Source organism: Actinomycetospora chlora, assembly GCF_039542135.1.
Taxonomy (GTDB): Bacteria; Actinomycetota; Actinomycetes; order Mycobacteriales; family Pseudonocardiaceae; genus Actinomycetospora; species Actinomycetospora chlora.
Genome location: NZ_BAABHO010000002.1, coordinates 159,420 through 171,115 on the forward strand (window position 1 = coordinate 159,420; position 11,696 = coordinate 171,115).

The window sequence follows — 11,696 nt, forward strand, 5'->3', positions numbered from 1 at the left end:
GATCGCACGACGAGCGGCACGTCCGGCACGGTGAGCGGCGTCACCAGGGCCTCCCCCGGAAACCCCGGGGTCGGGCACCGAGGAGGGGCGCCGCACGTTGGGGGAGTGTCGGTGGCAGTTGTCCACCCCAGCCGTCCACCCCAGTCGTCCACCGATGGATCGGAGGCAACCATGGCCACCCTGACCCGACCCCAGCACGGCAAGGTCATCGCCGGCGTGTGCGCGGGTCTCGCCGAGCGTTTCGGCATGTCCGCGGGCGTCGTGCGCCTGCTGTTCGTGCTCTCCTGCCTGCTGCCGGGACCGCAGTTCGTGATCTACCTGGCGCTCTGGGTGATCATGCCGAAGCGCTGACGCTCAGGCCGCGCTCAGCGCCCCGCCAGGCGGACATCAGCCGTCGCGGGGAGGGTGGAGATCCGCCCTCAGGGAGGAGTCGGGGATGGAAGCCCTCGTGGTGGTCCTCATCGTCGTCGCGCTCCTGGTGCTGACCACCGGGAGCGCGGCCGTCCAGGCCGTGCAGCAGTACCAGCGCGGCGTCGTCCTGCGCTTCGGCCGGCTGCTGCCGGCCGTGCGCCAACCGGGTCTGCGGGTGATCGTCCCGTTCGTCGACCGGATGCGGAAGGTGCCGGTCCAGACGACCGTGCTCGACGTGCCGTCGCAGAACGCGATCACCCGCGACAACGTCACGATCGGCGTCGACGCCGTCGTCTACTTCCGGGTCTCGGACCCGGTGCGGGCGGTCGTCAACGTCGACGACTACCTGCGCGCCACGTCGCAGGTGGCCCAGACGTCCCTGCGCTCGGTCATCGGGCGCGCGGACCTGGACACCCTGCTCTCGGACCGCGACGCGATCAACAGCGAGCTCAAGGCCGTGATCGACGCGCCCACCGAGGAGTGGGGCGTGAGCATCGACCGCGTCGAGATCAAGGACATCGCCCTGCCCGAGGGGATGCGCCGGTCCATGTCGCGCCAGGCCGAGGCCGAGCGTGACCGCCGGGCGCGCGTCATCGCCGCGCAGGGCGAGCTCGAGGCCTCGGAGAAGCTCACCCAGGCCTCCGAGCGGATGAGCGCCACGCCCGGCGCGTTGCAGCTGCGACTGCTGCAGACCGTCACCGACGTCGCGTCGGACAAGAACTCGACGCTGGTCATGCCGATGCCGGTGGAACTGCTGCGGTTCTTCGAGAGCGCGGCGGGGCCCGGCTCGGCCGCGACGGCGGGCTCGTCGGCGGCTCCGCCGGCGAGCTCGTCGGCGGCTCCGGCCGTCGACCCCGACGACGCCGTGCGCCGCGCGATCGACGCGGCCGCCGAGCCCCTCACCCGGGAGGCGGCCGAGCCGGCCGCCCACGGGGAGCCGGTCAACGGCGAGGCGGTCACCAGAGGTGGCCGGGGAGATCCTTCGTGAGCTCGGCGAGCTGACCGCGGGTCGTCGCGGCGTACGCCGCGGCGGCCCGTTGTTCGAACTCGTCGACGGTCAGGCGCCCGTTGCCGACGGCGCGCTGGAGTCGTTCGACCACGAGCTCGCGCTCGGCGTCGGAGGCCCGGACGTCATGCACGCGGCCATCATCCCGCGTCACGCCGGGCGCGTCGGCTGCGCGACGCGGCCGAAGCGGGAGTCGGCGGGATCGGCGAACACGTGCAGCCCGAAGGCCTCGGACAGCTCGCGGCACAGCGCGACCCCGCGCACCGAGTTGCCGTGCACGTCGAGACCCGGTGAGTAGACGCCGAAGCCGAAGTAGCGCGGCAGGACGCACACGATGTCGCCCGAGACCCCGCTCTTGGCCGGGATGCCGACCTCGTTGGCCCACTGACCGGCCGCGTCGTACATGCCGCAGGTCATCATCACGCTGACGATGTCGCGGACGTGTTCGCGGGCGACGGCGCGCTCGCCGGTCACCGGGTTGAGCCCGCCGTTGGCCAGCGTGGCGCCCATGACGCTGAGGTCGGAAGCCGTGACCGTGATCGAGCAGGCCGACAGGTAGGTCTCGACGACCTCGTCGACGTCACCGGTGATCATGCCCAGCGAGCGCATGACGTAGCAGAGGCCGAGGTTGCGGTCGTTGCTGCGCAGCTGGGCGCGCAGGATGCGCTGGTCGACGGCCAGCTCCGGGTTGCCGGAGTAGGCGCGGTAGCGCTCGAGGATGCGGTCGACCTTCTCGTCGACGTCGCGGCCCGCCACGAGGCTCGCCGCGACCAGCGCCCCCGAGTTGATCATCGGGTTGTGGGGCCGGTGGTTGACCTCGTCGAACGTGATCGAGTTGAACGGGTCGCCGGACGGCTCGACCCCGACCCGGGCGAGGGTGGCCGCGGCACCGTTGTCCTCGAGGGCGAGCCCGTAGGTGAACACCTTCGACACCGAGTGCAGGGGGAAGGGCACCGAGCAGTCGCCGGCCTCCCAGTGCGTGCCGTCGATGTTGGTGCCGGCGAGGCCGAACAGGCGGCGCTGCGCCTCCGGGGTGTCCTCGGGGTAGTAGCTGACGACCTGGTCCTCGCCGAAGTCCTGGTACTCCTCGTGGAGCTCGTTCAGCTGCTTGCGGACGAGCTCGGCTTCCCCGACGGCGACCACGATCACCATCCTGCCGTCTCAGGCCCGGGTCAGGCGAGGTCCTCCGGTGCGGCGCAGGCGCCCGAAGCGCGTCTGGTCGGGCGAGGCGAACATGTGCAGCCCGTACCGCGCCGAGAGCTCCCGGAACACGGCCTGGCCGCGCACCGAGTTGCCGTGGGCGTCGAGGCCGGGCGAGAACGTCGCCAGGCCGAGCCGGCCGGGCATGACGGCGACGATGCCGCCGGACACCCCGCTCTTGGCCGGGATGCCGACGTCGGTGGTCCACTCGCCGACGGCGTCGTACATGCCGCAGGTCATCATCACGCTGACGACGTCGCGCACGTGCTGCGGGTCGAGGGCGTTCTCGCCGGTCAGCGGGTTGGTCCCGCCGTTGGCGAGCGTCGCGCCGAGCACCGAGAGCTCGCAGGTGGTCAGCCGCACCGAGCACATCGACAGGTAGACCAGCAGGTTGTCCTCGATGCTCCCGGCGATCATGCCGAGCGAGCGCATGAGGTAGCTGATCGCGAGGTTGCGGTCGGCCGCCGCGAGCTGGTCGGCGAGCAGGTCGCCGTCCACCGCGAGGTCCCCGACGCCGGTGAACGCCCGCAACCGGGCGAGGATGCGGTCGACCTTCTCCGCGGCCGTGTCGCCGTGCACGAGGTACGCGGCGACGAGCGCGCCGGCGTTGACCATCGGGTTGTGCGGGCGCTGGTGCTCGTCGTCGAAGGTGATCGAGTGGAACGGGTCGCCGGAGGGCTCGACGCCGACGTGGCGCAGGGTCGTCTCGCGACCGTTGTCCTCGAGCGCGAGCGCGTACGTGACGACCTTGGAGATCGACTGCAGGGGGAAGCGGAACTCGCAGTCGCCGACGGTCCACTGGGTGCCGTCGACCGCCGTGCCCGCGAGCCCGAACACGTCCTCCTCACCCTCCGCGGCCGGAAGGGCGATCGAGACGATGTCGTCCTCGTGGGCGTCGGAATGGTGGTCGTGGACGGCTTCGAGCTGTTCCTGGACCAGCGCTTCCTCGGCATCGCTCACCACGGCGCGCCATCCTGCCTGCCGGGTCGGCGGGTGCGCGTCACCGGGATCCGGGGCATGCTCGGGGGCCGATCGACGACGACGTCGAGCCGCGCGGAGGTGTGCCGTGAGCGAGCCGCTGACCCATCACGAGCGGGTGGTCCTCGACCGCCTCGCGGCCCACGAGAGCGCCGCGGACCCGGGCTTCGCGCGGCGCCTGCGCCGCCGCCCGGGGCGTGGCGCCGCGGTCCCCTGGCTCGTGGGCGCCGCGCTCGCGGCCGTGGGTGTGGCGCTGCTGCTCGTCCCCGGGCTCTGGGTGCTCGCCGCCGTCGCGACGCTCGTGCTCGTCGTCGTGCCGTCGGTGCTCGTCGCCTGGGCCCTGCGCCAGGGCGACCTGCCCCCCGGCTGACCCCTCCGTGCGTGATCTTCCGAGCCATCGCTCGGAAGATCACTCACGTGAGCTTGGCCAGGGCCTTCTGGATGCGCTGCTCGGAGACGGGGCCGGCGGTGCCGACCTCCTGGGCGAAGAGGCTCACCCGCAGCTCCTGCACCATCCAGCCGACCGCGTCGTAGCCGTCGCGGTCGAAGGTGCGCGGCTCGCCCGCCGACCGCACCCGCTGCGCGCGGTAGGCCGCGTCGACGCGGTGCACGACCTCGGTCTCCTCGGCGTCGCGGCGCGGGGCCGTCGGCAGCTTCTCGAGACGCTTGCGGGCCGCGCGCAGGTAGCGCGCGACGTCGGGCAGGCGGGCCACCGGCGTGCGGGCCACGAACCGGTCGCCGACGAGCACCCGCAGCTGCTCGCGGACGTCGTCGAGCGCCGGTCCGAGCGTCCCGCCGGGGCGGGCCGCCAGCTCGCCGATCGCCAGCGCCACCTGCCCCGCCTCGCCGAGCACGGTCTCGGCGCGGGAGAGCACCTCGGCCGCGGCGGCGGGCAGGCGCGCGGCGACGTGGGCCCGCAGGCGCTCGAAGGCGTCGGCGTCCCACGCCGGCCCGCCGCCGGTGGCGACGAGCGCGTCGACCGCCGCGTCCACGCAGTCCTCGGCCAGCACGTCGACGTCCCGGTAGCCGCCGGCCGTCATCGCCCCCCGCAGCCGCAGCACCGCCCGGTTGTCCAGCGACCGCACCAGCGAGCGCGCCGGGGAGGACGCCGCGAGGCGCAGCAGCCGCCGGGTGCCGCCACGCATGGCGTCGCGGGCCTCGAGCGCGGAGTCGAACACCCGCACGTCCACCGCGCGGCCGGTGTCCACCAGCGCCAGGTGGGCGGTGACCGTCCCGCCGGACCGGCGCTGCTCGCGGGTCCGCGGCAGCTCCCCGATCTCGGCGAACGACGTCACCCCGCGCCGCTCGGCGCCGTCGGCCACGGCCGCGACCGCGGCGCGGGTAGCCGCGGCGTGCCGCCGGCGCAGGGCCCCCAGGTCGGGGCCCTCGGCCACCGCCCCGCCGTCGTCCGCGGTGACCCGGAACGTCAGCCGCAGGTGCGCCGGCAGGCTCGCGACGCTCCACGCGTCGACGGGGACGTCGAGCCCCGAGAGCCGCCGCACCGCGTCCGAGAGCGCCGGCAACAGTGGCTCCTCGCCGCGCGGCCGGCCGTCGTGGGCCAGCCGCGCGAGCAGGGCGCGCGCGCTGTCGGGGGCGGGCACCAGCGAGCGGCGCAGGTTCTTCGGCAGCGAACGCACCAGCGCCGTGAGCATCTCCTCGCGCAGGCCCGGCACCTGCCACGCGAGGTCCTCGGCGCGCACCTGCCCGAGCACCGCCAGCGGCACGTCCACGGTGACGCCGTCGGTCTCGGCGCCGGGCTCGAACGCGTAGGACAGCGGCAGGGTGAGCCCGCCGGAGGTCCACGTGTCGGGGAACTGCTCCGCGCTCGGAGCCTCGCCGGCCACCAGCGCCGCCGGGTCGAGGTCGAGCAGCCGCGGGTCGCGGCGCTCCGCCTTCTGCCACCAGCGGTCGAAGTGGCGCACCGACACGACGTCCTCGGGCACCCGGGCGTCGTAGAAGGCGACGATCGTCTCCTCGTCGACCGCCAGCTCGCGCCGGGCCCGGCGCTCCATCTCCTCGACCTGCTCGAGGCGCTCGCGGTTGCGGGCGACGAAGGCGTGGCGGGTGTTCCACTCGCCGAGCACGAGGGCGTGCCGGATGAACAGGTCGCGGGCGACCTCGCGGTCGATGCGGTGGTAGTCGACGGTGCGGTCGAGGGCCAGCGGCACGCCGAACAGCGACACCCGCTCGGTGGCGACGGCCGTGCCGCGGCGCTTGGACCAGCGCGGCTCGGAGTGGGTGCGGGTGACGAGGTCGCCCGCGGCGCGCTCGACCCAGGCCGGGTCGACGCCCGCGACGGTGCGCGCCCACAGCCGCGACGTCTCCACCAGCTCGGCGGCCATCACCATCGTCGGTGGGCGCTTGGCCAGCGTCGACCCGGGCCAGATGGCGAACCGGGCGCCGCGCGAGCCCTCGTACTCGACGAGCGCGCGTCGCTTCGGCTTCCCGGTCCTCGGGTCCTTCGGCGGTTCCTGGGCGAGCCCGATCTGGGAGAGCAGCCCGGTGAGCATCGCCTGGTGGATGCGGTCCCCGAGCTCCTTCGTGAGCTCCGCCGACGGCTCGTTGCGCGTCAGCCCGAGCTCGTCGGAGAGCTGGCGCAGCTGCGCGGCGAGGTCCTGCCACTCGCGGATGCGCAGGAAGTTGAGGAACTCGGCCTGGCAGCGCTTGCGGAACTGGTTCGACGACAGCTCGCGGCGCCCGCTCCGCACGTGCTCCCACAGGTGCACCCAGGACAGGAAGTCCGAGCGCGGGTCGGTGAACCGGGCGTGCGCGGCGTCGGCCTCGTCCGTCCTGTCCGCGGGCCGCTCGCGCGGGTCCTGCGCGGAGAGCCCGGCGGCGATGACCGTGACCTCGTGCAGGCACCCCAGCCGGTCCGCCTCCAGCACCATCCGCCCGATGCGCGGGTCGACGGGCAGCCGCGCCAGCGCCCGGCCGGTGTCGGAGAGCCGCGTGGCGTCGCCGTCGACGATCGCGCCGAGCTCGGCGAGCAGCCGGACACCGTCACGGACGGCGAGCCGGTCGGGCGGATCGACGAACGGGAAGTCCTCGACCGGGCCCAGCTTCGCGCCGGCCATCTGCAGGATCACCGACGCGAGGTTGGTGCGCTGGATCTCGGGGTCGGTGAACTCCGGGCGGGCGTCGAGGTCGTCCTCGGTGTAGAGCCGGATGCAGATGCCGTCGGCGACCCGGCCGCAGCGCCCCGCCCGCTGGGTGGCCGACGCCTGCGAGATCGGCTCGATCGGCAGCCGCTGCACCTTGGTGCGCCGCGAGTAGCGGGAGATGCGCGCGAGCCCCGGGTCGACGACGTAGCGGATGCCGGGCACGGTCAGCGAGGTCTCGGCGACGTTGGTCGCGAGCACGACCCGCCGTCTGCTCCCGCCTGCTCCCGCAGCCGCGGGCTCGAAGACCCGGTGCTGCTCGGCGGCGGACAGCCGCGCGTAGAGGGGCAGGACGTCGAGGTCCTCGACGTGCGCCTGCTCGGCGTGCTCGCGCAGCGCGTCGGCGGCGTCGCGGATCTCCCGCTCGCCGGAGAGGAAGACGAGCACGTCGCCCTCCGGTCCCTCGCGGCGCAGCTCGTCGACGGCGTCGACGATGCCGTCGACCTGGTCCCTGGCCTCGCCCTCGTCGTCGACCAGGGGGCGGTAGCGGACCTCCACCGGGTAGGTGCGGCCGGACACCTCGATGATCGGCGCGTCGCCGAAGTGCCGGCTGAACCGCTCGGGGTCGATCGTCGCCGAGGTGATGACCACCTTGAGGTCCGGGCGGCGCGGCAGCAGCTGCGCGAGGTAGCCGAGCAGGAAGTCGATGTTGAGGCTGCGCTCGTGGGCCTCGTCGATGATCAGCGTGTCGTAGCGGCGCAACAGCCGGTCCTGCTGGATCTCGGCGAGCAGGATGCCGTCGGTCATGAGCTTGACCAGCGTGTCCTCGCCGGCCCGGCTGGTGAAGCGCACCTGGTAGCCCACGGTGTCGGTGCCCGTGGTGCCGAGCTCCTCGGCGACGCGCTCGGCGACGGTGCGGGCCGCGATCCGGCGCGGCTGGGTGTGCCCGATGGTGCCGAGCACGCCGCGGCCGAGCTCGAGGGCGATCTTGGGCAGCTGGGTGGTCTTGCCCGACCCGGTCTCGCCGGCGACCACGACGACCTGGTGGGACTCCAGCGCGGCGCGGATCTCGCCGACGCGCTCGGTGATCGGCAGCTCGGCGGGGTAGGAGACGGCCGGAACGGCGGCGCGGCGGCGGGCGAGGCGGTCCTCGGCGGCCGCGACGTCACCGGCGATCTTCTCCAGCGTGCTCGCGCGCCGGGCGTCGTCGCCGATGCGCTCGGCGCCGGCGATCCGGCGCCGCAGGCGGTGCTCGTCGGCGGGGCCGAGCGCGGCCACGCGCGCGCCGAGGTCCGCGCCGAGGTCCGCGCCCGTGTCGGCGCGATCGGTCGCAGCGGGCACCCGTGTACTCCTCGTGCTGGTCAGGGGATCGGGACGCCGTGTCCCGGCGTCGCGGGACCGTCGCGGGACAGCGGTCACTGCCGACGCCCCGGCGATCCCTGCTCCCATTGTCAGCGCACGCACCGCTCGGGCTGTTCCCGGCCGCTCTGGTCACGGAGTGGAGCCAAAATTAGGCTGAAAGAGTGGCTCGGGTGGCCGCCGTGGTCGACGGAACGTAACGTCTGCCCGGTCGGGGCAGGTTCACGGTCACCCGGGGTGACGTCGACGCGAGGGAGGAGCCGTGGGCATGGCAGGCGCGGACGCGCGACCGGACACCGAGCTGGCCGTGCTTGCTGCGGGCGGCGACCAGGTCGCGTTCGCCGAGCTGATGACCCGCCACCGCCCCCGCCTCTACGCGGTGTGCCGCCGCATCACCACGAACGACCAGGACGCCCAGGAGGCCCTCCAGGAGACGATGATCATCGCCTGGAAGCGGCTCGGGGAGTTCGACGGCCGCTCGGCGGTGGGCACCTGGCTGTACCGGGTCGCCACCAACGCGGCCATCGACGAGGTCCGCCGCCGCAAGCGGGCGCCGGAGCCGGCCGAGACCGTCCCGGAGCCGACGCCCGCCCGCGGCGCCGACGGCGGCGTCGTCGCCCGCATGGACGTCGACCGCGCGCTGGCCCAGCTGCCGCCCCAGTACCGCGCCGTGGTCGTACTGCGCGAGCTGTGCGACCTGTCGTACGCCGAGATCGCGGAGATGCGCGACATCCCGATCGACACCGTGAAGTCCCAGCTCTCCCGCGGCCGCCGCGCCCTCGTGGAGCTGCTCGGCGACCACCCCGCCGCCCGGACGGCATGAGCACCGGCCAGATGAGCACCGAGGAGGCCGGACCCGTCGGGCCCGTGACGTCGCGCCTCGTCGAGCTCTGCGTGCAGACGCGCGACCGGCTGCGCACCCCCGAGCTGCGGGACCGCCTCGACGCCCTCGTGACCCGCCTGTCCGAGCCGCGCATCCGCGTCGCCGTCGGCGGGCGCATGAACGCCGGCAAGTCGACGCTCGCCAACGCGCTGCTCCAGGAGCGGCTGGCCGCCACCGGGGCGACCGAGACCACGCGGCTGGTCACCTGGTTCACCCACGGCCACCAGGCGCGCCTGCGCGTGCACCGCCGCGACGGGACCGAGCGCGTCCTGCCGCTCGCCGCCACCGGGGGCGTCGGCGCCTCCCTGGACACCACGGACGATGTCGCGCACCTGACCGTCGAGACGCCCAACGACGCCCTGAGCCGGTACACCCTCATCGACACGCCGGGCATGGACTCGCTGTCCAAGCTCGACCCGGACTCCCTCGCGGCCCTCGCCGACGCCGACGCCGTCGTCTACCTCATGCCCCACCCCGGCGAGCGCGACGTGGAGGCCATCGAGGCCGTCCGCTCGTGGACCGGCGACCTGCGGCTCGGGGCGGCGAACATGATCGGCGTCCTCTCGCGGATCGACACGCTCTCCGGCGAGGACGACCCGTGGCCCACCGCCCGCCGCGTCGCCGATCGCTACGCCGGCGAGCTGCGCGCGGTGCTCTCCGACGTCGTGCCGGTGGCCGGGCTGCTGGCCGAGACCGCCCGCGGCCCGGACTTCGGCGAGGCCGACGCCCGCGCGCTGCGCGCCCTCGGCGGCGCCGAGCGCGCCGCGGTCCTGCGCAAGCTGCGCACCGTCCAGCGCTTCCGGGGGTGGGAGGACGCCCCGCTGGGCGCCGACGAGCGCGAGCGGCTGCTCGAGCTGCTCGGCCTGCACGGCATCCGGGTCGGCCTCGCGCTGCTCGACGACGGCCGCCGCTCCGCCGCGGCGCTGCTGGACGGTCTCGCCGAGCACTCGGGGCTCGCGGCGGTGCTCGAGCGCATCGAGACCGTGTTCGTCGCCGGCGCCGACCGGCTGCGCGCGAGCGCCGGCATCGCCGCCCTCGAGCACCTGGGCTGGGACGTGCCCGACGAGGTCGACCGCCGGGCGCTGCTCGCGCTGCAGTCCGACCTCGACCGGCTGCGCCTCGAGCCGGCCCTGCGCCAGGTCGACCTCGCGGCCGCGCTCGTCGACCTCGAGGCCGGCCGGATGCGCCTCGGCGACGAGGACGTCGCCCGCCTGCGCGACCTCGCCACCGGCACCGACGACGCCCGGCGCCTGGGCCTGCCCGCGGGCGCGGGCCGCGAGGAGGTCGCCGCCGCGGCGGCCGCGCAGATCCCGCAGTGGCGCCGTCTGGAGGCCCGCCCGTCGCGGGTGCTGCAGCGCCACGTGCGCACGGCCCGCGAGCTGTGCGAGCACATCCTGTTCGCCTCGCCCGCCGGCGAGACGCCGACGCCCCCGAGCTGGCAGGCTCGGACCCCGAGCCGGTGACCGCGCAGGCGGGGCCGGGGTCCCGTCCCGTCAGTCAGGAGGCCGCGGTGGGGGTGCCGCCCGCTGGTGGTACGCCGAGGAGGTTCGGGCACTACGAGCTGCTCGACCTCGTCCACCGCGGGCGCTCGGGCGAGGTCTGGCGGGCCCGCCACACCCTCGCCGGGCGCGTCGGGGCCCTCAAGGTGCTCGTTCCCGACGGCGCCGACCGGGAGTACCGCGGCCGCGTCGAGCGCGCCTGCGCCATCGCCCGGACGCTGCGCGAGCCGCACGTCCTGCCCGTCCTCGAGCACGGCGAGATCGAGGGCCGGCTGACCGTCGAGACGCCCCTGCTCGCCGGGCCCGACCTCGCCGCGGTGCTGCGGCACGACGGTGTCCTGGAGCCCGCGCGGGTCGTCGCCGTCGTCGAGCAGGCGGCGGCCGCCCTCGCGGCCGCCCACGCCCGCGGGCTGGCCCACCGCAACGTCAAGCCGTCGAACCTGCTCTTCGCCGACCCGCAGGCCACCGAGGTGCGCGTCGCCGACTTCGGGCTCGTCTCGCGCAACGGGCTCTCGCTGGACCACACCGCGCCCGAACGCTTCCGCGGCGGCCCCACCGACCACCGCGAGGACGTCTACGCGCTGGGGTGCGTGCTCTACAGCTGCCTCACCGGGTCGCGTCCCTACCCGGGCCGGAGCCTGCCCGAGCGCATGCGCGGGCACCTCGAGAGCCCGGTCCCGAAGCCCTCGGAGCAGCGTCCCGGAGTGCCCGCCGCCTTCGACGCGGTGATCGCCGGAGCGCTCGCGAAGACCCCGCAGGAACGCACCCCGACCGTCGGCACCCTCGCCGCCGCGGCCCGCGCCGCCCTGGGTTGAGAGTCTCGGGCCGAAAGTTTTCTTCCGCGGTCCCGGAACATTCCGGCCCCGCCGGGACGTCGGAGTCGTGAACGGTCCGACCACGGACCACACCGACCGGCGAGGGCAGGACACGATGGCGGGCAGCGGCGACATGTACTTCGGCGCCGACGGCGGGGTCTACGACGCCACCGGCACCATGATCGGGACGTACGAGACCGACGACGCCGGCCACGTCGACCTGGTCACCACCGACACCGACGGCGACGGCGTACTCGACACGTCGATCTCCGACACCGACCACGACGGGACGTTCGAGACGGGCGTCGTGGACACCGACGGCGACGGCTACTACGACACGATGATCATGGACACGAACGGCGACGGGGACTTCGACACGGCCGCGATCGACGCCGACCGCGACGGCCAGGCCGACACCACCGCCCACGACCCCGCCGGGTTCTGAGT

General features: G+C 74.6%; 11 protein-coding genes. 7 read left to right on the forward strand and 4 right to left on the reverse strand.

Annotated features, from left to right (window positions below; genetic code table 11):
* Positions 1-171 precede the first annotated feature (171 nt).
* Both ABD994_RS01865 and ABD994_RS01870 read left to right on the forward strand, forming a co-directional pair.
* The gene (locus tag ABD994_RS01865; RefSeq protein WP_345410638.1) at positions 172-351 is read left to right on the forward strand and encodes a PspC domain-containing protein; all 180 of its coding nucleotides are present in this window, start codon (positions 172-174) and stop codon (positions 349-351) included.
* Between the two features lie 85 nt (positions 352-436).
* Entirely contained in the window at positions 437-1,399 is a 963-nt protein-coding gene (locus tag ABD994_RS01870; RefSeq protein ID WP_345410639.1) for a slipin family protein, read from the forward strand.
* On the opposite strand, the gene ABD994_RS01875 is transcribed toward ABD994_RS01870, so the two are convergent.
* The 3 genes from ABD994_RS01875 to glsA (ABD994_RS01885) are packed head-to-tail and all read right to left on the reverse strand — an operon-like array spanning position 1,368 to position 3,577.
* A complete protein-coding gene (locus tag ABD994_RS01875) occupies positions 1,368-1,550 on the reverse strand; it encodes a DUF1707 SHOCT-like domain-containing protein (protein WP_345410640.1) in 183 nt (60 codons plus the stop codon). The genes ABD994_RS01870 and ABD994_RS01875 overlap by 32 nt on opposite strands.
* Before the next feature lie 17 nt (positions 1,551-1,567).
* Positions 1,568-2,560 (reverse strand): glutaminase A, encoded by a 993-nt coding sequence (glsA, locus tag ABD994_RS01880; protein ID WP_345410641.1) that lies wholly within the window; start codon positions 2,558-2,560, stop codon positions 1,568-1,570.
* 18 nt (positions 2,561-2,578) lie between these two features.
* Entirely contained in the window at positions 2,579-3,577 is a 999-nt protein-coding gene (gene glsA / locus ABD994_RS01885) for a glutaminase A (RefSeq protein WP_345410642.1), read from the reverse strand.
* 106 nt (positions 3,578-3,683) lie between these two features.
* On the opposite strand from glsA (ABD994_RS01885), the gene ABD994_RS01890 reads away from it, so the two are divergent.
* The gene (locus tag ABD994_RS01890; RefSeq protein WP_345410643.1) at positions 3,684-3,965 is read left to right on the forward strand and encodes a DUF3040 domain-containing protein; all 282 of its coding nucleotides are present in this window, start codon (positions 3,684-3,686) and stop codon (positions 3,963-3,965) included.
* Positions 3,966-4,008: 43 nt separating this feature from the next.
* Here the strand turns inward: ABD994_RS01890 and hrpA are convergent, their stop codons facing one another.
* Positions 4,009-8,034 (reverse strand): ATP-dependent RNA helicase HrpA, encoded by a 4,026-nt coding sequence (hrpA, locus tag ABD994_RS01895; protein WP_345410644.1) that lies wholly within the window; start codon positions 8,032-8,034, stop codon positions 4,009-4,011.
* 286 nt (positions 8,035-8,320) lie between these two features.
* Here hrpA and ABD994_RS01900 point away from each other — a divergent pair, with 286 nt between their 5' ends.
* The 4 genes from ABD994_RS01900 (at position 8,321) to ABD994_RS01915 (ending at position 11,694) form a co-directional block, all read left to right on the forward strand.
* Positions 8,321-8,875 carry an RNA polymerase sigma factor gene (locus ABD994_RS01900; RefSeq protein ID WP_345410645.1) on the forward strand — a complete coding sequence of 185 codons (555 nt, stop codon included), beginning with the start codon at positions 8,321-8,323 and terminating at the stop codon, positions 8,873-8,875.
* Positions 8,872-10,398, forward strand: coding sequence for a dynamin family protein (locus ABD994_RS01905; protein WP_345410646.1), 1,527 nt, complete (start codon positions 8,872-8,874; stop codon positions 10,396-10,398). The genes ABD994_RS01900 and ABD994_RS01905 overlap by 4 nt, the downstream gene beginning before the upstream one ends.
* A gap of 47 nt (positions 10,399-10,445) precedes the next feature.
* On the forward strand, positions 10,446-11,249 hold the full coding sequence (locus ABD994_RS01910; RefSeq protein WP_345410647.1) for a serine/threonine-protein kinase: 804 nt from the start codon (positions 10,446-10,448) through the stop codon (positions 11,247-11,249).
* Between the two features lie 67 nt (positions 11,250-11,316).
* Positions 11,317-11,694, forward strand: coding sequence for a hypothetical protein (locus ABD994_RS01915; protein ID WP_345410648.1), 378 nt, complete (start codon positions 11,317-11,319; stop codon positions 11,692-11,694).
* Positions 11,695-11,696: the final 2 nt, after the last annotated feature.

Bases quoted from the DNA above. Each gene is read 5' to 3' on its own strand.
- ABD994_RS01900 (WP_345410645.1), top strand. From the start codon at position 8,321: ATGGCAGGCGCGGACGCGCGACCGGACACCGAGCTGGCCGTGCTTGCT.
- ABD994_RS01865 (WP_345410638.1), top strand. From the start codon at position 172: ATGGCCACCCTGACCCGACCCCAGCACGGCAAGGTCATCGCCGGCGTG.
- ABD994_RS01870 (WP_345410639.1), top strand. From the start codon at position 437: ATGGAAGCCCTCGTGGTGGTCCTCATCGTCGTCGCGCTCCTGGTGCTG.
- ABD994_RS01905 (WP_345410646.1), top strand. From the start codon at position 8,872: ATGAGCACCGGCCAGATGAGCACCGAGGAGGCCGGACCCGTCGGGCCC.